The 23488-nt window shown below is 57.1% G+C and carries 16 protein-coding genes; 8 read left to right on the forward strand and 8 right to left on the reverse strand.

The window, feature by feature from the left end; genetic code table 11:
* The first annotated feature begins 39 nt into the window (after positions 1-39).
* Positions 40-264 carry a helix-turn-helix domain-containing protein gene (locus H0S68_RS04445; protein WP_261279338.1) on the forward strand — a complete coding sequence of 75 codons (225 nt, stop codon included), beginning with the start codon at positions 40-42 and terminating at the stop codon, positions 262-264.
* Positions 265-390: 126 nt separating this feature from the next.
* On the opposite strand, the gene H0S68_RS04450 is transcribed toward H0S68_RS04445, so the two are convergent.
* From H0S68_RS04450 to H0S68_RS04460, 3 genes are all read right to left on the reverse strand, one after another.
* Positions 391-930: a hypothetical protein gene (locus H0S68_RS04450; RefSeq protein ID WP_128864384.1), complete on the reverse strand. Its 540-nt coding sequence runs from the start codon at positions 928-930 to the stop codon at positions 391-393.
* A 383-nt stretch (positions 931-1313) separates the two neighbouring features.
* Entirely contained in the window at positions 1314-1838 is a 525-nt protein-coding gene (cybB, locus tag H0S68_RS04455; protein WP_081667723.1) for a cytochrome b561, read from the reverse strand.
* Between the two features lie 147 nt (positions 1839-1985).
* Positions 1986-3584, reverse strand: coding sequence for an ABC transporter substrate-binding protein (locus H0S68_RS04460; protein WP_046374416.1), 1599 nt, complete (start codon positions 3582-3584; stop codon positions 1986-1988).
* Positions 3585-3887: 303 nt separating this feature from the next.
* Between H0S68_RS04460 and bhsA the strand changes: the two genes are divergently transcribed.
* Positions 3888-4142 (forward strand): multiple stress resistance protein BhsA, encoded by a 255-nt coding sequence (gene bhsA / locus H0S68_RS04465; protein WP_020825385.1) that lies wholly within the window; start codon positions 3888-3890, stop codon positions 4140-4142.
* 459 nt (positions 4143-4601) lie between these two features.
* Positions 4602-5948 carry a condensation domain-containing protein gene (locus H0S68_RS04470; protein WP_410529185.1) on the forward strand — a complete coding sequence of 449 codons (1347 nt, stop codon included), beginning with the start codon at positions 4602-4604 and terminating at the stop codon, positions 5946-5948.
* A gap of 101 nt (positions 5949-6049) precedes the next feature.
* Here H0S68_RS04470 and H0S68_RS04475 read toward each other — a convergent pair whose 3' ends face one another.
* Together H0S68_RS04475 and H0S68_RS04480 are read right to left on the reverse strand one after the other, a co-directional pair.
* On the reverse strand, positions 6050-9145 hold the full coding sequence (locus H0S68_RS04475; RefSeq protein WP_410529186.1) for an amino acid adenylation domain-containing protein: 3096 nt from the start codon (positions 9143-9145) through the stop codon (positions 6050-6052).
* Positions 9146-9220: 75 nt separating this feature from the next.
* The gene (locus tag H0S68_RS04480; RefSeq protein ID WP_409325526.1) at positions 9221-10822 is read right to left on the reverse strand and encodes a condensation domain-containing protein; all 1602 of its coding nucleotides are present in this window, start codon (positions 10820-10822) and stop codon (positions 9221-9223) included.
* Between the two features lie 506 nt (positions 10823-11328).
* On the opposite strand from H0S68_RS04480, the gene H0S68_RS04485 reads away from it, so the two are divergent.
* The 5 genes from H0S68_RS04485 to feaR all read left to right on the forward strand — a co-directional run bounded on the left by H0S68_RS04485 (position 11329) and on the right by feaR (position 19885).
* The gene (locus tag H0S68_RS04485; RefSeq protein WP_020825388.1) at positions 11329-13452 is read left to right on the forward strand and encodes a TonB-dependent receptor; all 2124 of its coding nucleotides are present in this window, start codon (positions 11329-11331) and stop codon (positions 13450-13452) included.
* A gap of 154 nt (positions 13453-13606) precedes the next feature.
* The gene (locus tag H0S68_RS04490; protein ID WP_410529187.1) at positions 13607-16543 is read left to right on the forward strand and encodes a condensation domain-containing protein; all 2937 of its coding nucleotides are present in this window, start codon (positions 13607-13609) and stop codon (positions 16541-16543) included.
* 46 nt (positions 16544-16589) lie between these two features.
* Positions 16590-17822, forward strand: coding sequence for a YncE family protein (locus H0S68_RS04495; RefSeq protein WP_201895698.1), 1233 nt, complete (start codon positions 16590-16592; stop codon positions 17820-17822).
* A 306-nt stretch (positions 17823-18128) separates the two neighbouring features.
* A complete protein-coding gene (locus H0S68_RS04500; protein WP_128864389.1) occupies positions 18129-18770 on the forward strand; it encodes a DsbA family protein in 642 nt (213 codons plus the stop codon).
* A gap of 200 nt (positions 18771-18970) precedes the next feature.
* Complete coding sequence (gene feaR / locus H0S68_RS04505; RefSeq protein ID WP_046374408.1) at positions 18971-19885, forward strand: transcriptional regulator FeaR; 915 nt, start codon at positions 18971-18973, stop codon at positions 19883-19885.
* Between the two features lie 201 nt (positions 19886-20086).
* Here the strand turns inward: feaR and H0S68_RS04510 are convergent, their stop codons facing one another.
* The 3 genes from H0S68_RS04510 to tehB all read right to left on the reverse strand — a co-directional run bounded on the left by H0S68_RS04510 (position 20087) and on the right by tehB (position 23417).
* On the reverse strand, positions 20087-21586 hold the full coding sequence (locus tag H0S68_RS04510) for an aldehyde dehydrogenase family protein (RefSeq protein WP_129982463.1): 1500 nt from the start codon (positions 21584-21586) through the stop codon (positions 20087-20089).
* Positions 21587-21739: 153 nt separating this feature from the next.
* Positions 21740-22378 carry a leucine efflux protein LeuE gene (gene leuE, locus H0S68_RS04515; protein WP_020825394.1) on the reverse strand — a complete coding sequence of 213 codons (639 nt, stop codon included), beginning with the start codon at positions 22376-22378 and terminating at the stop codon, positions 21740-21742.
* Between the two features lie 178 nt (positions 22379-22556).
* Complete coding sequence (gene tehB, locus H0S68_RS04520; protein WP_410529188.1) at positions 22557-23417, reverse strand: SAM-dependent methyltransferase TehB; 861 nt, start codon at positions 23415-23417, stop codon at positions 22557-22559.
* Between the last annotated feature and the right edge of the window lie 71 nt (positions 23418-23488).

The raw sequence follows: 23488 nt of genomic DNA on the forward strand, positions 1-23488 counted from the left end.
ATAACTTAAGGCATCAGATAACCCGGAGAATTAAGCATGATGGATAAAGATGATTGGCACCCGGCGGACGTGATCGCCGCTTTAAAGAAGAGGGGCACCACGTTAGCGGCGGTATCCAGAGAGGCAGGGCTAGCATCCTCGACGCTGGGTAATGCGCTGGCACGCCACTGGCCGAAAGGAGAGCGGTTAATTGGTGAGGCTTTGAATCTGCCCCCGGCAGTGATATGGCCTTCAAGATACTCTGAGGCTGTACATAAGGATTGAGTAGAGCGGCCAGTCTCTATCAGAACTCGGCGTTATTATTAATGAGAATGAAAACAGCAGATAAAAATGGGGGTAGGGTAGTAAACGTTATCCACAACCCCCACTATTTTCTAATAAATATAAAAATTATTTTTTAACCATAAGATGACTGCGCTCTTCTTTACTCATCGCCTTGTTTGAGCTGGAAATAACGCAGTTATATTCTTTACCTTCATTAATAATCATAAAGGTGCTGACGGGGTTTTTAAAATCTTTGCCGATGGTGAAGTAAACATAATCCTTAGGCAACACATTGGGTTTGAAGGCACCAAATGCATAAACCCCTTCTATGCCGAGTGCTGATAAATCAACCGTAAGCTCCAGCGGCTGCGTGGCCATCGGCGATGGCAGCATGGATTTAGCCGACATCATCATCGAACTGGTATTGACGGTGTATTCGCTGGTGACTTTCATCCCGACATACTTGGAGGTTGGCATCGAAAGTTCTTTCATACAGGCGGCATCGTGCTGCGGGGCGGGGCTGCCGTTTTGTTGCACGGCGTGTACGTGTTCCAATGTCACCTGCACTTTGCCAGTCACCGGTTGTTTAGTGTCTGCCGCGTGAGCCATGCCGACTATCGTGATGGCAGCAATCGTAGGTAAAATAACGCCAGTCATTATTTTCATTACTCTTCTCCTGACTTTTAAGTTTGGAAAAGTTGGATTAACTTTTCCGTGTGTGTAGCCGATAGAATTGAATTAATGAAATCATGGGTAGCACTATGTGGCCCTGTGCCGTCATTGGGCATGGCATAGCAGACTTTAAAAACAACTGGCGTTTTTTAAGATAAATGCAATGAGTGGATAAAAGTTTTTTCTTACGGAACTCTGTCAGCCCATGGGCTTATATTTTGTATGAATAACCTTAGTCAAGATCCGGGATAGATACAACTCGGCGTATATAAATTTTTCTAACCGTTTGGCACCTGGAAATTAATAAGCCAATGGACTATTTCCAATGGCTTATATTTATATGCTTATTATTGCAATGTTGGGGTTGTCATTTCGGGCTAACGCCGATTCAACCAAGGCAGCATACGCACCAGCGCATTGTCCTTAACGATATAGTGATGGAACAGTGCTGCGGCGGCATGCAGCCCGATCAGCCAATAGCCGAAAGCCGCCAGCGTCTTATGCCAGCCGATAATCGTCCGCGCCTGCGGCCGGTCGGCAATCTCGGCGAAGGGCATCGGCAAGCCGAATAAAAACCACTCTTTCCCCCCCAAATAGCGGGAATAGACGCCCAGAATCGGCAACGTCAGCAGCAGCAGGTAAATCAGGCTGTGTACCAGATGGGCTACGCCAGTTTGCCATTTTGCCGGTTTCGGCTCGATAGCGGGGCTGGTGTGGCGCCAGCGCAGAAACAAGCGGGCGATCATCAGAACAAATACCGTCACTCCGCAACTGAAATGGGTCACCACCAGCACGTACCACACCGGGGTGCCCGGTACGGCAAGCCCTCTCAGCTCAATCGTCGTGCAGGTCACGACCAGCAGGATCGCCACCAGCCAGTGCAGACGGATCTGCATCGGCATATAAGAGTTCTGCACCGGGTTACCTTTTGATGTTAAATCACAGTGTTGATGAGAGTAACCAAATGTTACAGGAGAGGAAAGCGCCGGATGAGAATTTCATCCGGCGGATTGCCGGTGTGGCACCCAACGCGGGTGCCACACTTTCACTCAGTTGATCTTGGCCTTGGCAAAGTCGCTGCCGTTAACGTCAACCACATAGCCGCTGACGTTGCTGCGGGTGGCGTAGAACACCTTGCCGTTAGCCAGCGGCAGCAGCGGAGCCTGCTGGGCAAAAATCACCTGTGCCTGCTGATAAAGCTTGGCACGTTCGGCCGGGACGCTAACCTTAATCGCCTGCTGGATCAGCTTGTCGTAGCTGCTGTCGCACCAGCGTGCCGCGTTGGCACCGGTTTGCACGCCGGCGCAGTTGAGCAGGGTAGCGAAGTTGTCCGGGTCGCCGTTATCCGACATCCAGCCATACAGCGCGCTCTGCTGTTCCCCTTTGCGCAACCCGGCCAGATACTGGCCCCATTCCCAGGTGACGATTTTGGCTTTTACGCCCACTTTCGCCCAGTCGTTTTGGATCATCTGAGCGATGCGGCGTGAATTCGGGTTGTAAGGGCGGGCTACCGGCATCGACCAGATATCGGTCTCAAACCCTTTCTCCAGCCCGGCCTGCTTGAGCAGTTCACGCGCTTTTTCCGGGTTGTAAGCGTATTCGGGCAGTTTGTCGTTATAGCCCAGCATGCCCGGCGGCAGTATCGAATAGGCCGGCGTGCCGCTGTCTTTGAATACCGCCGCAACGATGGCCTTTTTGTCCACCGCATAGCTCAGAGCCTGGCGTACCAACACGTTGTCGAACGGCTTCTTCTGGGTGTTGAACGCCAGATAGCCGACGTTCAGGCCGTCGATGTTGTGCAGCTGCAGGTTTTTGTCGCTCTTGATGGCGTCAAACTGCTCCGCCAGCGGGGCAGGGATAATCTGACACTCGTTGGTTTTCAGCTTGGCCAGCCGGGTTTCCGGGTTTGGCGTAATGGAGAAAATCAGGTGTTTGCTGGCCACTTCGCCCTGCCAGTAATGCGGGTTGGCGATGTAGCGGATCAGCGAGTCCTGTTTGTACTGCTGCAGCGCAAACGGACCGGTGCCGATCGGCCAGTTATCGACATATTCCGGGGTGCCTTTTTTCAGCATGGCATCGGCATATTCGGCGGAAAGGATCGAGGCGAAGTCCATCGTCCAGTCGGCGAGGAACGCGGCGTTAGGCTGGCTCAGCGTAAAGCGCACGTGGTCGTTATCCACCGCCTCCACTTTGGTGATCAGCTTGTCCAGCCCGGTGTCGGTGAAGTACTCGTAGTTGCCGCCGGACACCTTGTGATACGGATGATTGGGGTCCTTTTGACGCATCACGGTGAACACCACGTCCTCGGCGTTGAAGTCGCGCGTCGGGGTGAAGTATTTGTTGCTGTTGAATTTCACGCCCTTGCGCAGCGTAAAGGTGTAGGTTTTGCCATCCGGGCTGATGGTCCACTCGGTCGCCAGTGAGGGCGCCGGGGTTTTATCGCTTTCACGCAGCGTCAGCAGGCGGTTGTACAGCACCTGCGAGGTGGCGATAAAGGTGGTGCCGGAGCTGGAAAGCTGCGGGTTGAAAGATTCGGGCGAGGCTACGGTGCAGTAGACCAGGGTATCCGTGGCGGCCAGTGCGCTGCCCGTCGTCAACAGGCCGGTTCCTGCCAACAACAGACCCGCAGTGCTTTGTTTTAAACGCATAAAATGGATGGCTCCCTCAGGTTGATTGAGGACACTGCCGCCGCGGTGGCATTCAGGCAGCCCTCAATTTAAATATAAGTGATTGATCGCGAATATGGGAACTGAGGAATGACGATTGTTCGACGGTCGCAGACGGGCCGGGCGTCAAGATAGCCGATGAAATTGTATGCTTAGGTAAATAACCCCGGTTTTTCGGTTGTCTGACAAAAATGTTATCGACGAGTCACTTTGGGGTCAGCAACCCCCACTTAGAATCACCTCACCAGGCAGAACCTGGTCTGGTCAATCTAATGAGGTGGTTATATGAAAGCGATTAAATATGTCATGGCGGCGTTTATCCTGGCGGTGGTGTCCACCAGCAGCTTTGCGGCCAACAGCGTCAGTTCCGAGCAGGGGCTGACTAAACTCGGCGTGGTCTCCGCCAGCGGAGCACTGACGCTCTCAGGTCTGGAAAAGCAATTGGCGAAGAAAGCCGATCAGGCCGGGGCCAGTTCATACCGCATTATTTCCGCCAGCGGAGGCAATAAACTGCACGGCGTAGCGGTAATTTACCAATAATGGCAGGTGCATGCCGTTAGACCGGGGCGGTACTTGTTTTTACCGCCCCAGAAGGTTCCTGTTTTGTTGGTTTGTAGCCCTCATCCTCCGCCACTTAACCCTCGGTCACTCCTCAGGCGCACTCTCCCCGTCAATTAAGTTTGCAGCATGAACAGGTTGTTCTATATTCATGAAAATGATAATAAGTGTTATTATCATTTTCATTTGTAACCAAACCGAAACATCTTCAGTGCGTTGCCCTGGCCTTGGAAAAGGTGGCTGCGCCGTCTCGCTTTACGTGCGCCAGGGAGGTCAAGCACGCCAACCACAACACAATAATAAGGATCACGCCGAGCAGCCCTTGGGCTGGTCATCCAACCGTGTCCGCCATTTACCCCGCTTTTGGCCGTTATCGGCGGCAGCGGGGTTTTCGCTTCCGTTGTTTCAACATTTGTTTATGGCTTATCAAAGGTAGGTAACATGTCGGAAACTGTTTTGGCTACTGAATGGCTGCCGCTGACACCGGCGCAGTTAGACTTCTGGGACGAATTTACCTTGCACCCCGGACAGCCTTTTTCCACCGTCGCTCACGTCACCGAACTACGCGGCGCGGTAGATGAAGAGGCGCTGTGTCGGGCTATCACTCAGACGATGGCGGAAACGCAGGCGTTTGCATTGCGTTTTCGCGGCGGCACTGGCGAGAGCTTGCCGCAGCAGCGTTATGATCCCCAGGCAATACCGCAACTTAATCGCCTAGATCTTCAGGCACAGCCCGATCCTTACCAGACCGCGATGCGGCTGATGCAGGCGGATGTCGATCAACCGCTGGATCTGTGCAGCCAGCCGGTGGCCGCGGTGTGGTTGATTAGGCTGGGGCCTTCGCATTTTATTTGGTACGTGCGCGCCCACCATATTGTGATTGATGGCTTTGGCATGGCGTTGGTTGAACATCGTTGTGCCGCGCTGTATACGCATTTCCTCGACGACAGCGCGGCAGGGCACGCACTGGGCGAGATTCATGCTTTTCAGCACCATGAACTGGCCTATGCGGCTTCTGAACGCTGCGCTAAAGATCGGCATTTTTGGCAGCGGTATTTGCCGCCGTCGCAGATCTTGCCAACGGTGCGCAAAGGCGGCAGGGAATATGGCGTGAAATCCCTGAGTACCAGCGCGCCGTTGCCGGAGGAGATCCCGCAGCGGTTGCGTTGGCTGTCGGAACGTAGCGGTATCGGTTGGCCCGACCTGTTGCTTTCCCTGTCCGCCGCCTGGCTGTTCTTTACCTTGCCGCCGTTGCCGCATGACAAGGGCGATTCGCGCACCATGTGGATGCCGGTGATGAACCGCCGCAGCAGCCAGGCCACCAATACGCCGGCGCTGGCGGTCAATACGCTGCCGCTTTTGGTATCGCTGCGTGCGGAAGAGACTTTGGGCCATTTTCTGTCGGGCATGGCGAAGATGCTGCGTGAGCTGCGCAGCCACGCAGGTTACCGTCTGCGGCACATTGCCGCAGATCGCGGTGTGACGCCGGCCTCTCGTTTGTTTATCTCGCCGTTTATCAACGTCCAGCCGTTTGATCCCGCCGGTTTCAGCGGCTGCACCTGTACGCGACGGGTACTGGCAGGAGGATCTGGCGACGGCGCTAACCTGACCTTCCGCGGGCGCACCGATGCTGGCGATCTGCACCTGGATATCGATGTTTACGTGCAGCAGTTTGCCTGCGATGGGATCGAAGATTATGGGCGTGACCTGCAGGCGTTTTTACTGCGTGCGTTGCGGGAAGAAGCGCTGGAGACGGCACTCGGCGAACTGGTGGCGGTGCCCGCCTGATGGCCGAAGGATCAGCGTAATGGTTGGGGCCATGCTCGACCCGATATAAGTTTGAATGAGGTGATAGGGGGCTGCATGCAGCCCCTTTTAGTTTGAACCGTTTAACGTGCCAACAACGCCGCCACTTCCCGCGCATTTTTGCAGGGGATTAACAGCGTTGGCGGCAGTTGGGTGCCAAAGGCCTGGTTAAGCTGCGCCGCCACCTGGCGAATGTGCGGCAGCTTCAACCCCATGCTGATAAAGGCCGTTTCTTCTCCCCATTCCGGGCGCGGCGTTGCGCCGATGGCCTGTAAATAGATCGACAGGATCTTGCCGCTGTGCGCCGGTGGCGCGCTCGGCAGCGGTGCCGCACAGGCATTCAGGCCCGGAGCGGCACGATCGGCGCTGAAGGCTGCGCGGATGCGGTGACGGTCGGTCTTGCCGTTACCCGACAGCGGCAGCAACTCGGTATGAATAAAGCGTGTCGGGATATGGGTACAAGGAAGGTAGCCGGTCGAAAAAGCGCGGATCGCCGCCAGCGACAGCGGTTTGCCGTCGTGGGTGAGGTACATCGCCCCGAGCGTCGCTTCGCCATTGTCACCGCCAGGGTAATCCACTACCACGATATCGACAATAGCCTCGTGTCCGCGCAACACATCTTCAATTTCCGGCAGCGAAACGCGCACGCCACGGATTTTCACGTAGCCGTTCACCCGGCTGGCGAACAGGATATTGCCGTCCGGGCGATAGTACCCTTGATCGCCGGTACGGAAGGCCCGCAGCGGTTGCCCGTCGGGCCCCTCCAGCGTAACGAAATCATGTTGTTTTAAATCGCCGTCCTCCAGATACCCCAGCGCCAGATTCACCCCGGAGGTGTGGATGCGGCCGACCACGCCGCTCGGGCAGTGGGTACCGTCATCATGGCAGATAAAGTATTGGTTAGCCGGCAGCGGCTGACCATAAGGCACGGTGCCGGTGTCCTGCGGCGCTATCGGGTGCCAGATGCTCCAGATGGTGGTTTCGGTCGGGCCACCGAGCGAGAACAGGCTGATGTCCGGACGCAGGCCGCGCAATTGCTGTACCGTCGCCGGTTTGATGTAATCGCCCCCCTGAGCCACCAGTCGCAGCGAACGCAGGCTGTCGTCGGTTTTACAGGTAAGCAGCATTTCCAGAATGGCGGGGACCGAACACCACAGGCTGACGCCATGGCGCTCAACCAACTGGTTCCAACTGATGGCGTCCTTTTCCTGATGTGGTGCCGGTAACACCAGCGTGGCACCGGCGCTGAGCGAGCCGAACAGATCAAACATCGACATATCGTGGTGCGGCGGCGTGACCGAAATCATCACGTCGTCGGCGGTGACCGCCCAGCGCTGCAGGGTCTGGCCGATAACGTTGGCGGTGGCGCGGTTATTGAGCACCACGCATTTCGGTTTGCCGGTGGTACCGGAGGTATACAGATAATAACTGGCTTCGGTGCTGACGCTGCGCTCGGTCAGCGTCTGGCTGTCCGGCCGCTTGGCGGCGCCCGCCGTCGGGTCAAGCAGTTCCTCTGGCGTAACCCCGAACGAGGTGTCCAGCTCACCCTTGTGTACCACCAGATCCGGCCGGCAGTTGGTCAGCAGATAGGCGGTACGTTCCGGCGGTGAGTTGATGTCGATCGGCACCCAGATAATGCCCAACAGCGCACAGGCGAGTGAAATGGTTACATGCTCCGGGCTGCGCGCCAGATACAAGGCCAGCACGCTGCCTGGCTTCAGGCCACGCTGTTGCAGATTTGCCATCACTGCGCTAACCCGTTGGCCCAATTCCGGGTACGTCAGGCTTAGTTGGTCGCAGATTAACGCGGGGCGCGGCTGCGGATCGTTAAACAACCTGTCGGCCAACTGCGCAAGATAAGGGTAAGCGCTGAATGACGTCTCGCTGTGGTTATGGCGGTAATGTTGGTAATCGATAAATTGCGCGGGGGGAATTTCCACATCGCCGTCCCGGCACATCAACATTACCCGACGTTGCAATGCGTCCAGCATTGCCTGCACTTGCTCACCATCCAACGCCTGCTCGGCGTAGTCGACGCACAGCAGCAGGTTCTTGTCGGCATCTTGTGTCATGCGGATATCGATCGCCACCTGCGGCGTCTGGGTCACGCCGTCATGGTAGCGAACCGGCGCGTTGCCAGGCAGCGTCTCCCACCCCAGGCAGTTGGTGAGGATCACCGGCAGCGCCGGGGAACCCTGGCTGAGGTTTAGCAACTGCCGCGCCAGATCAACACCGGAAAATGCCAGATGGTCTAGCGCCCCCAGCACGTCGTCCTGCAAGGCCTGGGCGCGGCTGATAAAGGTGCCCCCCAGGCGGGAATAGCGTACCGCCACAAAGGTAGAGGCGTTGCTGAGCGCACCATTTGCCGCAGGAAACGCCACCGGCAAGCCGACGCAGAGTTCGCCGTCGGTGGTCCACTGCGCCAGCGTATCGAGGATCAGTGCCGAAAGGCTGCTGTTGCGCAGCAGGGCATGGGCGGAACCCAGGCGCGAGAACTGTTTTAGAACCTCGCGCGGCAAAGTCAGGTTGGCGCGGCGATAGCGAGAGGATTTGATATTGGCCAGCGGGGTGCGCCACGGCAACGCCGACGGCGTGGTGACGTCCTGTAGCTTGGCTTGCCAGTAGGCGGCATCAATCTGACGCTGTTCCGCCGTGGCTGCAGCCGGTGGGCTTGGCGGCACGACAGGCGGCAGCGGGGCGTCGTCGAACAGCCGGGCGATGACGGTGGAGATACCCTGGCCGTCGAGGATCAGCGCGTCGAAGCTGGTGAAAATCACGGTGTCGTAGGGGGTGCCGGTGGCGTCCTGCGTCTCCGAGAACTGAATGGCGGCAATACGCCACAACGGCTGCGCGGGATCGTGGCGCTGATGCGAATATTGCTCGCGCAAGTCAGCCAATTGGCGTTGCGCTGCCTGATGGTCGAGCGCACGCAGATCGTGCCGATCCAGATTCAGCGTGGCCTCTGCCCGCACGTGTTGGGTGAAACGCTGGGTATCGATGCAGGTGCGCAGCGCCGCGTAGTGCTGCACCAGTTCGCTCAATCGGCTTTCCAGGCGGGCCAAATCCAGTCCCAGACCGCGATATTCGCGAAAGTCGTGCATCGCTACGCCGCCGAGCGGCCATTGTTCGCTGCGCCCGAGCAGGTAAGCCTGCTGCAGTGCGCTTAGTGGTGTCTCCATGGTATTTCCCTATTGATTGTCACTAACCCACGAAATAGAAAGCAGGGCGCATGAGACCACGCGCCCGGATCGGTATCAGGCTTTGGGTGCCAGCACCTGCAATAACAGTTGAGCGCCCTCGGCGGCATTGGGGGCTCGCTCGCAGATCACTGCGGCAAGAGCGGCCGGAGTCGGGTTCGCCTCTATATCCTTCGGCGCCAGCGCCACCGGCAGGTATTTGTTAAGTACCGCCAATAGGGCCATCAGAGCGTCCTGCGGCAGTTGCAGGGTACGGATATCGTCATCGTCACCCAGCCTGGCGTCCGGCGCGACCCGCGCCAGCAGCCGGTGCAGCAGTTGGCGAACCGGCATCTGACGTGCCTGGCCCGCTGAGGAGCATTGCGCCAACCACTGCGAAAGTGGCTGATTAAAGCTGTCCGGCCGGTTGGCGGCCCGTTTCAGCAAGGCGCCGTAAGTGGCGAACAGCTGCGGCAACAGCCGATCAGGGAAGGCGTCCAGGCGGACGTCCCAGTTGATCAGAATGCCGCCGTTGGCGTGTGCCACCTGAGCGTCCAGCGCCACCTGCGGCCCCTGGGAAATTACCCACTCCAGCGGGCCAAAGGTACGAGTGACGTTGTCAGAAAACAACGCTTTGCCACGGATGCCAAACCCGGCGGTAAACACGACGGGTGAAGGCTGCATGCTGCCTTGCAGGCGCGACAAATCGCGCATCACGCTGACGCCGGGGTAATCGGCGTGAGCTATTAACTCCGCCAGCTGGACCATCAGGCGGCGGCTGAAAGCCGGCAAGTTTTCAGCCGGGTTCAGCTCCACGCCCAGCAGCACCAGGTTAGAGAAGTCGCCAATGATCGTGGCGAGGTTGGCTTCATCCCGGTGGAACAGCGGCACGTTGAGCCTGAAGCGCGACATGTTCCAGCCATGGCCGACGGTAACGGCAAACAGCGCCAGAAACAGGGATGACAGCGTGATGCCGTGCGCTCTGGCGGCATCTTCCAGCGCTTTGGTTTCGCTCGCGCTCAGTTGCAGCGCCAGCCGATCGCTGCGGCAAATATCCGGCGTGCGCAACAGGTGTGGTGCCGGCGGCAGCTGAGGCAGGCGTTCACGCCACCAGGCCTGAGCGCGAGTGCGACGTGCCTGCTGCGCGGTATCGGCATAGTGACGATCCAGATAGTCAAAGTAGGGTACGCCATTGTCGGCGGGGGATGCCGGACATTGGTGATAAAACCGCGCCAAATCCTCCATCAACACGCGGAAACCCATGGCATCGCCGGCGATCATATCCAGATCAACATGCAGCCTGCTGTGGCCGCCCGGCAGCAGGCTGAGGCTGATATCGCAGGGGATACCTTGTTCCAGCGGCAGTTTTTGGCTGCTTTTTTGCTGCCGTTTGGCTGTGAGCCGGTGGCTCGCTTCGGGGGTATCGAACTGGCTGAAATCGTCCAGATGCAGGCCATGCTCAGGGCCGCAGGGGCTGATGGTCTGCTGGCCATCGGCCGTGATGCACAGGCGCAACATAGGGTGATGCAGGTAAAGGGCGGCAACGGCCTGTCTCAGTCGTTCGACGTCCAGGTCGCAGCAGTTAAATTCCGCATACAGGTGGGCGGATACGCCCCCCAGCGGCGCTTCGGATTGCCGACCTACCCAGTAGGCGGCCTGCATCGTGGTCAACGCTTTCATCGGGTTTCCATCAGTATTGAGAGACTGTAAGAATATATTGCAATGTTAATGGGAATGAAAATTATTACTATTTTTATTTGTTGGTATAAAACGTAAGGGTAATGTGGAAAGGGGAGGTTCGCGCTCGCTTATAGAAAATATTAATACCGATATAATTATGTTTTATATTCATTTTAATTGAAATTATTGGTTTTAAAGAACCCACAATAACTGCGTTTTATCGTTCAGCACTTTACCCGCTGTGCATCCTGTTTATTTGTTTAGTTGATAATGATTTGCATTAAAAAATGTAAAATATTATCATTATTAACATTTCTTTACGTTTCCAGACAAAAAATCTGCGTCCGCCCCCGGTTTATCTGGGGTGGGGCGGCTGTCTGCGGCAGGGATATGCAATAGCAAGGTCAGGAAGGCCGCAATGCCATTGTCAGTGTGAGAATCAGCGTCGTTACCTATGTGAAATAAAACATATTTTTGTGCATCTGGGATGAAAGGAGAATACATCTATGAGCAAGCATTCAGCGGCTCAAAGGCATAAAATCGTAGGAAACAAGGAAAAAGCAGGCTTGCAGGCCATTGGGGCATTTTCCTCACTCTTTCTGGGTCTTTGTTCTTTATCTGTGGGCAGCGTTAACGCCGCCGCAGTGGACGAAAAGGTGCAGGAAGCCGCCGACAGCAAACGTAACGATAATTGGCAGGACTCCGAAAGCCTGCTGGTGACCGGCGAAAAGATAAAGCGCAGCATTTTCGACACCGGCTCCAGCGTGCAGGTGTTCGACAGTGAGCGGATCGCCGCTATGCCCAATGCGTTGCAGATCCCCGATTTATTACGCATGACGGCCAACGTCATGGATGTCGGCATCGGTAACGATCTGCCCACCGTGCGCGGTATCGACGGTTCCGGCCCGAACACCGGCGCCAACGCCTTCCTCAGCGGCACCCGTCCGCGCCTCAATTTGTCTCTGGATGGTCGCTCCCTGACCTATAACGAGCAGGCCTATGGCCCGCAGTCGCTGTGGGATCTGGATCGCGTCGAAGTGTTCCTCGGCCCGCAGAGCTATATTCAGGGGCGTAACGCCATTGCCGGTGCGATCGTGATGGCCAGTAAGGATCCCACTTTCGATTGGGAGAGTGCCTTCAAGGGCGGTGCGGGCAACCAGCACTCTTCGCAATTGTCCGCTATGGTTTCAGGCCCGCTGGTGGAAGATCAACTGGCGTTCCGCGTCAGCGTCGATCGCCAGCGTCGCCGCAGCGATGTCGATCTTCCTGCTTATGAGCCGGTGGGCGATCCGCGTGAGGTTGAAGCCACTACCGCTCGTGCCAAACTGTTGTTCAATCCGGCAGGCCTGCGCGAGCTGACCACCAAGCTGACCTTCAACCACTTTGGCAGTACCTCGCCGCAAAACGAGAGCCTCAACCCGCTGGTTCACCCGACCAGCCTGCGCCACGATCCGCGCCGAGCGGTGTTTAAAAGCAACACCAACAGCGGCGTTTGGGATCTGTCCTGGGAGCAATCCGACAGCCTGACGCTGGAAAACCGCGTTATTTATACCGACTTCAATATTAACCGTCCTACGGCTTATGCCTTGCCGTACGCCGATATCGGCGGAAAAGAGGTGCACGTGGAGCCGGTGGCGCGCTTTGGTGGGCCAGACAGCCGCCTGCGCGGGCTGGCAGGGTTGCGTTATTTCCACTCCAAGCAGGATGAGTTCGTTAACATTTTCGGCGGTTCGACCTTCAAGGATAAAACCGACACCAACTCGGCCTTTGCCGAGCTGACCTACGCCATCACGCCGAAGGTGGATATCACCGCCGCCAGCCGTTTGGAGCGCGAGCACCGTCAGCGTACCGGCGGCAGCAAGGCCGTGCGTATCGATTTCGATGAAACCTACGACGTATTCCTGCCGAAGCTGGATCTGGCCTGGAAACCGACGGATACCCAGACCTACGGCGCCAAGGTAGCGCGCGGCTATAACGCCGGTGGCGCAGGCATCACCATCGGCACGCCGGTAGTCAATTACACCTATGGTTCGGAATATGTCTGGAACTATGAGTTGTACACCCGTCACCACCTGAAAGATGCCAACGTCATCCTGACCAGCAACATCTTCTACAACGACTACAAGGACATGCAGCTGCCGTATTCCCTGGGGCCGAACTCCTCGGTGATCCGCAATGCCGACAAGGTAGAAACCTACGGCGCGGAAATGGGGGCGACCTGGCAGCCGCGTTGGGACTTCGAACTGTTCACGAACGTCGGTCTGCTGAAGACCAAGATCAAGAAGTTCTCGGGCAGCGGCGTAGATGGGCATGAACTGGCGCGTGCGCCGGCTTATACCGCCAACATGGGCGCCAAGTACCAGTTGATGGCCGGGTTGGAACTGAGCGGCAACGTGGCGTTCTCGGACTCCTACTACTCGCAGTACGACAACGACTCTCGCGGGCGCATCGGATCTTACTGGTCGGCGAATACTCAACTGGCGTACACCTTCGCCTATGGCCGCGCCACCCTGTATGCGCAGAACCTGTTTGACTCGGAACGTCGCGTGATGGTCAGCGGCAACGACGTCTACACCGCGACTCAGCAGCGTCCACGCATGATCGGTGCGGCACTGGAGCTGACATTCTGATGCGATAGCAATCGGTCTGCAGCAGGGGCGTATTCACGCCTTGGATTGTTGGCGCTTGCGCGAGTTTGTCAGCGATCTGTGGTGGATACGCCCCTGTTTATGACCCGCGTTCCCCCCGAGGTTCCGGTATGGCCGGGCACAAGGAGATAGAGCAGTGAGCGGTTATTTTGACAATATTCTCAGCGATGACGAGGCCCAGCGTTTGGACCTGGCGTTTCAGACGCTGGGCGAGCGGGCGGCGGATGCCTCACAGCCATTGAGCGAAGCGGAAGAACTGGCGTGGTTCATGCACCAGCAGCGCGGCGACGGCGGTTGCCAGCAGGCGATGGCCTGGCGGCTGGGCGGCGAGCCGGATATCGGCAGACTGGCCAGCGCGCTGGAAGCCCTGACCCGGCTGATGCCGGAACTGGACGTTCGTTACGATTTCGACGATGAGCAAGGCTTACGCAAACTGCGCGGCAACGCAACGCTGAACCCGGTGAGCATACAGCCTGTCGCGGACGCACAGCAGGCGGTAAGCCGTCTGTTGCAGGCGCAGGCGACGCCTCTTGAGTTGGCAAGCGAAGCACCAGTTCGTTTTCTGTTGTTTACCGGTGCCTGTTCGGTGCTGGGCGTCGTTGCCCACGATATTTTGGCTGAAAGTCTGTCGTGTCGACAATTATTGACGATGCTGTCGGCGCTGTATAATCGCCATGATCCCCTGCCAGTCCCGGACACTCTGCCGCCGGTTGCACTGAATACGCCATTGCCGGAAACGACGGAGCTGGTTCTGCCGTGGCCACGCCATGCGACAGCGCTGCGGGACTACCGACAATTGGCAGCACAGGACGAGCGTCTGGCGCAGGCCGGGGTACGTATAGCGACCCGCGTGGCGCGCAAGATTTTGCCCGTAACCGATAACCCAACCACCTTACTGGCGGCGATCGCCGTTCGCTTTGGCCGCTTTATCGCCGCTCAGTCCGGCGGGCAACCGGTGCAGTTGTGCGTGCCGCTCGACGACGCACAACAGGCAAATGGCATGGACGGCTGGCAGGGCGCCAGCCGATTGAAACGCCTGACCTTGCAGCCTGCGGATCAGGAGGCGGAAAGCCGACTGCTGGCGCAGCAAACGGCGGAAGCGCCCAACCCAGAATTGGCTCAGCTTCTGGTGAGCTGGCTGGCGGATCCTTCGGTGGCGCTGCAGTTGGATGGGGTTAACGCTGAACGCCTGCTGTTACCGCCGCTGCATACGCCTTTTGAACTGATGCTGGCTTTGAGCCTGCCCGAGCCGGACTCGATGGTATTGGAGCTAGTGGCGGATCCGCGCCTGACCCCGCATGTCGCGCCGTTCCTGCTGGAGCAGTTCGTCGCTTATCTCGCCGGACGGACGATCACGACAGCCCTGCTGCCTGCCGCTGAGCAACCGTTGGCCCAGCCCGAAGCTGTCCTGGCGGGAGAGGATGCACAACAACAAGAAAATGATGAAATCGCTCAATTGATCCTGGCGGAATTCCGCGATGCCTTGGTGGCGCCGGACATGACCGTCGATGAAGATTTCTTCGATCGCGGCGGGCATTCGCTGGTCGCGACCCGCGTCATCGGTCGCTTGTTAAGCCTGCACCGTATCGAACTCAACATTAACGACCTGTTCAGTCACGCCACGGCCCGAGGGCTGTCGGCCTACGCCAAACGTCAGGCGGTTACGGCACCGGCAGTGCAAGCGCCCAATACGCAGCAGCGGGATGAGGTGGTCCAGGCACCGCTGTCGCTGGCCCAGCACTCCCTGTGGAAAGTGTACGAGGCCTTCGGTCACGACGAGATTTTCAATCTGCCTTTCGCCATCAATTTCCTCGATCCGGTGGATGAAATGGCCCTGCGTCAGGCGTTTGTCGACGTCATGACGCGCCACAGCGTATTGCGTTCACTGTTTATCGAACATCAGGGGGAGGTTCGCCAACAGGTCGTGCCTGCGGCTGAACTGCTCGATTACGAGTGGTTCCACTTCTCTTATGAAACACCGGCCGGTAACGCCAGCGAACTGTTGGCCAAGGCCGGCGACCACCGCTTTGATCTGACCCGCGAGCTGCCGCTGCGCGCTACCTTCCTGCGTGACGCGGCAACCGGCCGGCAACTGCTTTCGCTGCTGTTCCACCATGTGGTGCTGGATGAATGGTCGCTGAACCTGATGATGGACGAGCTGGGCATCGCCTACGGCCACCGTGTGGCGGGGCAGAAGCCGCAGTGGAAAGGTGAAGTGCCGCAGTTTTATGCCTTTGCCCGGCAGCAGCAGGCCGGCGGCGTCGCACAGCAACACCTGGACTATTGGCTCGATAACCTGCGCGATGCGCCGGTCGGTCAGCCGCTGTTCCAGCAGGAACCTTCGCACCATCCTGCAGTCCCGGCCGATGCAGACGTCAACGGCGGATGGCTGGAATTTGACGTCGAACCAACGGTGGCTGAGGGGTTGTACGCGCAGGCCAGGAAGAACAACGCCTCACTGTTCAACGTGGTCTACGCCGGTATCACTACGGCGCTGCGCCTGTTGGGCGGTCCGGCGGATCTGCTGGTGGGGACTTCCACCTCCGGCCGTAACGACGCCGAGTTCTTTGACACCATCGGCTACTTCACCACGGTGGTGGTGCACCGGGTGCGCTTCGCCGACCAACTGACGGTCGCTGGGCTGATTGACCAGGTGAAAAACACCATCAACGGTTCTATGCCTTACACCGATATTCCTATCGATCTGGTGGAAGAAGGGCTGTTTGGCGCTCATGCCGACCGCAAGAACCACATGTTCGAAGTGTTCATTCAGATCCACAGCCGTATCAAGCTGAACGGGGCATTTATCCTGCAGGACGGCAGCACGGTGGCCTATCGTCAGGTGGAGCCGGAGAAAACCGAATCGCTGCTCGGTTTGCAGTTTGAAGTGATGGAAGAAAACCTCGACGGCGTGAAATCCCTGCGCGTGATGATGACCTACCGTACCGATCATTACACCGCGCAACAGGCGGGGTTGATCGCTGCAACTATTCAGCACGTGTTCTCTCACTTTGCCCAACAGGCCGGTGGGGACATGCCACTGTCGGCCTTGCCGCCGGCGCCACAGCAATAACGTTGTTCACCCTAACTGACTTTATTACTTTCATGGAGATAAACGGATGTCTGGAACAATAGGAACACCCCGCGCTTTACTGTCGCTGTTGATTGCAACGTCGTTGGTGGTGGCCGGTGCGGCGCAGGCCCGTGACGCAGGGATCACTCAGCAGGATATCAAGCGCCAGCCGTTGTCGTCGGCGTTGGTGGAAATGGCCTACAGCCCAAGCCAGAAGTCGCTGTTCGTCAGCGCACCGGACTGGAAGGAAGAGGCGAAATCCCGCGTGTTGCGTCTGGATCCGACCACGTTGGCGGTGCAGGCGGAGATCCCTCTGCAGGTGAAGGGGTTTGGCGTAGCCCTGGATGATGCCGGCCACCGGCTGTATCTGACTCAAGGGTTCAATGGCTCGGTCGGCGTGGTGGATACCACCACCAACCGTGCGCTGGACAGCATTCCAGTGACCGAAAAAACGATGCTGGAGCAGACCTACAAGGAGGCCGGTATCAGCGGCAAGCGCCTGGAGTTCCTGCTCAAGGAGCTTAAGCGCTTCAAGATCACCGAAGACTACCAGTACCGCATCCGCGAAATGAAGTATGACGCGCAGAGCGGCCGCCTGTTCTTGCCGGGGTTGGGTTTTGGGGTAGACAGCGTGCTGTTTGTGGTCAACACCCGGACTCAAAAGCTGGAGAAAATGATCCCCGGTTTCGGCTACAACGCGGTGGGCATCACTCTGGATGAGAAAGGACGGCGCGTATTTGTCTCTAACATGCAGGGGCAACTGATTACCCTGAATGCCGATACCCTGGCGATCACCTCCACCAAAGAGATTCAAGCGGATCAGCTGCTGAACCTGGTGTACGACGGGAAGAATAACCGTCTGTTAGGGGTGGATCAGGGGATCGACCGCGACAACTACCGCAACACCCATCTTGAGCGCGACTACGTGAAGCGCAGCAGCGGTCACCGGGTGTTTGCGCTGGATGCGGACAGCGGCAAAGTGTTGGCCAGCGAACTGACCGATGAAGTGCCAATTGGCCTGCTGTTGGACGATCGCAACCAGCGTGTGTACGTCGCCAACCGCAAAGGGATCCGCGTCGATCATGGCGCAGGTACGTTGACGGTGTTTGATTCAAAAAGCCTCAAGCGCCTGCAAACCGTAGAACTGCCGCCGCACCCTAACAGCCTGGCGCTGGACACCAGCAACAACGTGTTGTTCGTGACGGTGAAGAATGACGGAGCCAGCACCAAAGCCGGCAAACCGGAAAGCGTAGTCCGTATTCAACTGCCAAAAAACTGAGTGTGATCCCGCTGCGTCAGTGAAGGCTGACGCAGCGTATTCTTGGCATAAGTCTTCTTGTCCGCAGTGAATCCATACTCACCAATGTTGTTATTAATTAGTGGCATACTTATTTCACTGCCGCCTCTTCTGGGGCGGTTATGTATCATGACGTCTGGGGCGCAGAACGCCACTGACGGCCCGCATGGCCCCTTGATGTGAGCCAATCCCACATAAATATAAGGTAATAAAAACTGGTCTTGTTCCGATAATTTGATTATAAACACCGCCGTTAGGGACAATGTTCTCATCTGAATTGGAGTAGTTATGTTGGCTAAAGTTAATCGGCTGTTCGCCGGTGCGCTCCTGGCGCTATTGCTTCCTGCTGTCGCCGTGGCGGCGGATTACCGTGCTGGCGAGCAATATTCTCGCCTGGATAAACCGGTGGCGTCAGCCCCTGCGGTGGTGGAGTTTTTCTCTTTTTATTGCGGCCCTTGTTATCAGTTTGCCGAAACCTACCATGTGGGCAGCACCGTCAGCCAGGCGCTGCCTGAGGGCACCAAGCTGACCAAATATCATGTCGGCCTGATGGGCAAATTGGGCAATGAGCTGACTGAAGCCTGGTCGATCGCGATGGTGATGGGCATCGAGGATAAAATCGAAGGCCTGCTGTTCGACGAGCTGCAAAAAAAGCGCGCCATCAACAGTGAAGAGGATATTCAGCGGGTGTTTGCCGCCGCCGGCGTAGATGCCGCGGCCTATGAAAATGCGCGCCATAGCCTGTTGGTGAAGGGCTTGATTGCCAAGCAGAATGAAGCGGTGAAAGTGCTGGACGTACGGGCAACCCCATCGTTTTATGTCTCCGGCAAGTACAAAATCGATAATGCCGGAATGGCGAGCCAAAGCGTTGACGGCTATGCAAAAGAATACGCGGCCGTGGTGCGTTATCTGCTGGATAGCCAGCCTTAATCCTCCCGATTTTCCCGTTTTTATCAACCCGGCTACGGCCGGGTTTTTCATGTCTGGAGCCATAAGGCGCAATTTGTGATCCCAGCGCCAGATCCCACTGTCGGCATTGCTTGTATGTTACTGGATTGTTATGTTGATTTTCTGTTCATTGCCGCTTGCGGTTCGAACGCGTCCATCGCTGATGTGTGAAGGGGGGATCCATGGCAATTTCCGTACCGGTCAGGGAGGTTGGCTTCGAAGAGTGGTTGGCGAAAATCAACTCCGCCTGCGGCCGGTTCTGCGCCCGAACTCTGGGGCCGGGATTTAGCGGCGCGATGCAGGAGTTTCGTGCCCATGCGTTACGTATGAGCGTGGTGGATGCGACGCAAACCCGCCTGTATCGAACCCAAAAAGAAATTAACCGCAGCGACGGCTCGCATTTTTTCACGGTCTTTCAACTGCGCGGCAGTTCATTGATGGAGCAGGGTGACCGACAGGCAGTCTTGTCCGCCGGTGACGTCACGCTGATCGACGCTTCACGTACCAGCAGTTTTACCTTTCAACAGGACTCCCGCCAAATCTCATTACTGATGCCGCGCAGCTATTTCGAACGGTCGGCACGTTTTAGCGATCTGCAATTCGCACGACGGCTGGATGGGCAAAGCAGCATGGCGCGCCTCAGTCGGCAACTGGTCTTGGGCTGCATGCAGGACGCGCAGATGAGCGCACCGGAGAGCGAGGCGATACTCAGTGCCGTGGCAACTCTGTTGCGCCCGGCGCTGGTGGAACCTGAAGTGGGAGCGGAGGTTTTCCCGCAGGCTTTCACCCGTACGCTGGCGTTTATCGATACGCATATCCAGTCGCCGCAGTTGCGGCCTGAGTGGATCGCCGCTGAACTGGGCGTTTCGGTACGCAGCCTGTATCGGATGTTTGCCCGTCAGGGACTGGTGGTGGCGCAATATATCAAGCACCGCCGTCTTGATTTGTGCGCTCAGGTGCTACGCACGGCGCCTGAGCGGCAAAAGTTGGTCACTATCGGCCATGACTGGGGTTTTGCCGATCACAGCCATTTCTCCACCGCCTTCAAAAGCCGTTTTGGCGTTTCGCCCAGCGAATACCGCAAGCAGTATCAGTAGCGCCCTGGAGGGCGCTACTCAGATTATTGACAAAGGGGGATAAAAGCGTGGTTTTTCCCCCTTTGAGTTATCAGCCGAAAATCAATAATTTGATTTTCCTGATCTATTTTCAAAACCTTTAGCGCCTGCTGACAAACATTTTATGTTTATCAGCAGTATCAGTAGTGCTCTGAAGGGCGCTACTGGCCATTAAGGCGCGGTTCAGTAACGAATGCACACCGATTTGGATTCGGTATAAGCATCCAGCCAGTCCGGGCCGAAATCACGGCCGCTACCCGATTGTTTGAAGCCGCCGAAAGGCATGTTGGCGTCGATCAGCGTATGGGTGTTGACCCACACCGTGCCGGCCTGAATTCGTGGCGTGAAGGCCATCGCCGCTTGCAGGCTGGTGGTCCACAGGCTGGCGGTCAGGCCGTAGTCGGTGTCGTTGGCTTTGCGCAACGCTTCTTCAGCATCCGCCACGCGGATCAGATTGACCACCGGGCCAAACACTTCTTCGCGCGTCAGGTTCAGCTTGTCGTCCGGGTTAATTACCAGCGTCGGCGGAATATAGAACCCTTGCGAGTCCGGCCCGGTCGCGCCGCTGATCAACTCAGCGTGCTTGGATCTGGCATCGTCCAGATAGGCCGCCACTTTATTGCGGTGGTCGCTGGAGACCAGTGGGTTGATCTGCGCACTGGCATCCATGCCCGGTCCGACGGACAGGGATTTCACCGCCTGCTCGAACCCGGCCACCAAAGTGTCGTAGATTGGCGCTTCAATATAAATCCGCGAGCTGGCGGCGCACACCTGCCCCTGGTTCAGGAAGCTGCCCGCCATCAGGCCTTCGATAACCTGCTGCGGGTCGGCATCTTTCAGCACGATGGCCGGGTTTTTACCGCCCAGTTCCAGCGTCACGCGTGTCAGCCGGTCCGCCGCCGCGCGGGCGATGCCTTTGCCGACCGGCGTGGAGCCGGTGAAGCTCACCTTGGCGATCAGCGGGTGTTCGGTCAGCGCTTTGCCGCAGCCGGTACCTTTACCCGTCACCACGTTGAATACCCCCGGTGGAATGCCGGCTTCGGTCGCCAGTTCAGCCATGCGCAGCAGGGTGAGCGGCGTGGTCTCCGAGGGTTTGATCACGATGGAACAACCTGCGGCCAGCGCCGGCATCACTTTCCACATACCGATCATCAGCGGGAAGTTCCACGGCACAATGCCGGCCACCACGCCAATCGGCTCTTTACGGGTATACACCTGATATTTGGCCCCCGGCGGCATGGGGATCGACACGTCCAGGGTTTGGCCGGTGATCTTGGTGGTCAGCCCGGCGGTGTAGCGCATCCAGTTCAGCGTGCAGCCTACCTCGAACATCCGGGCAATATTGATCGACTTGCCCTGTTCCAGCGTTTCCAACTGGGCCAGTTCTTCGGCGTGTTGTTCAACCAAATCGGCATAGCGCAATAAAATACGCTCGCGCTCGGCAGGTAAACGTTGCGCCCAGACCCCAGAGGTAAAAGCCTGATGGGCCGATTGTACGGCGCGAGCGACGTCTTGCGCGTTGGCGTCGGCGGTGGAGGAAATTTGTTGTCCATTGGCGGGGTTATACACCGCCAGCCGGCCTTCGGCGGTGGAACCACACCATTGGCCGTCGATATACAGCCCATGATGACGATCGAGAAAACGCGAAACGCTGTCCATCACTGCTACGTTATTGTCAGGCATACGCCCTCCTGTCAGACAAAAAAGGTCGCTATCGTTAACCTTAAAAGTCTATAGCAGGCAGAGAATGAGGGCTTTTGTCTGTCTGACATTCGGTTTGTCGTGCGTGACAGAGTAGAGAAAACGGCTGAGGGGATCAGCCGTTAATGCGGCGAACTAGGAGCTGAGGGTGGCCAAACGAGTGGCGAAGCCGAGGAACAGCAGGCCGATCAGACCATTACCCAGTTTTGCCAGGCCTTTCTTATGATTAAAGAAGTGCGCCAGCATCGCGCCGGAGAAGATCAGCGTGGTCATGTAGATAAAACTGACCGATTCGAGGATCAGCGCCAGAATGGTGAACGACAGGCCGGTGTGCGCATAGTTGAAGTCGATAAACTGCACGAAGAACGACACGTAGAACAGGATCGCTTTCGGGTTGGTCAGGCTGAGCGTCAGCGATTTGCGCAGGATGCTGTGGCCGCCTTCAATCTGTTGTTGCTGCGCCGCATTTTTCTGGATAAAGGTGGCGTAGAGAATTTTCGCACCGAGGAACAGCAGGTAAATTGCGCCGAGAAAACGCACCAGGGTAAACAGGAACGGCGTGGTACGGATCAGCGAAGCCACGCCAATATAGGCGCAGAAAATCAGGATCGCATCGCCGATAAACACGCCCAGCGCGGCGGTATAACCGGCACGTACGCCACGTGTCACACCGGTCTTCAGTACGTACAGCGTATTCGGGCCCGGCAGAATGATGATAAATACCACCCCGGCCAGATAGGTCCAAAGATTCAGGACGCCAAAACTCTCTAACACAATAACCTCTCCATGCGCGGAACTGACAGCCAATAACACTGGCTACACCCGTAGCCGGGCGCGATCCTAACGCCGCAGCGGCGGGTTGGCAACGTATTAAACTTCATGTTGTTTGCCGTATTTTGCTACAGGTTGGCGCCGGTCAATACTGTATCGAGCGGCGCCAATTGAAGGGATTTTAGGGTTTACGCGCCAGCAGCGTGGCAAAGCGCAGCGAAATGCGGTTACCGGCGGCGTCGGTTTTGTGCAGTTGGCCGACATCCTCGTTGTACTTCAGGATTTCCCAGTCGGCGTAATAGTCCTTCAGCTCGCCCGGTTTAAAGGTGAAGGGGAAGGGCAGACTGCAAGGGTAATCCGGAGTATCCATCGCGGCGACAATCAGGTTGTAACCGCCGTTCAGGGTGCTGTCCTGCATGTTTTTTACCAGCCCTGGAATTCGCTCGCGGCTGAGGAACATAAACACCACGGTGGAAAGAATAAAGTCGTAATCGCCGTTGAAGGTGTGAGCATTGAGGTCTTGCACGCTGGTGCGAATGTGCGTCAGTCCTTCGCTATCGATGATGCTATTGAGGTTGTCGATCGACGGGCCATGTTTGTCCCAGGCGGTGACGTCAAAGCCTTTCAGATTGAGATAGAGCGAGTTGCGCCCGCCGCCGCAGCCCAGATCCAGCGCTTTGCCGGGTTTTATGCGCTGCACGGCTTCGATCACCTCGGAATGGGTGCGGGTCAGTTGGTGCTTTTTGTGGTAGTAATCCTCCGGTGAACAGTAGAAAGCCAGTTGGCAGGTCATATCATCGGAAAATGAAACGATGCGGTGCCATTGCTGTGGTTCGATAAACGGCGGCTGGCTCTCAGGGCTGAACTGCCAGGTTTCGGTAGTTTCGCCATCTTCGGTCATCAACGCAAAGGTCAGGGTGCCGCTCAGCAGCGTGAGTTTGGCCCAGGTGCCGCTTTGGGTGTTGTGCTTTTGCTGGAAACTCTCCGGCAGCGTCACGCTGTTCCATACCGGCAGGGTTTTATAACAAAGCAGCTCATTCATGCGTCTCTCCTTAAATTTTGCGTTGCACCAGTGTGGGCGAATAAAATGATTTTATATGTTGCATATAAAAT

This window comes from Serratia sp. AXJ-M (assembly GCF_046531865.1).
Lineage (GTDB): Bacteria > Pseudomonadota > Gammaproteobacteria > Enterobacterales > Enterobacteriaceae > Serratia > Serratia liquefaciens.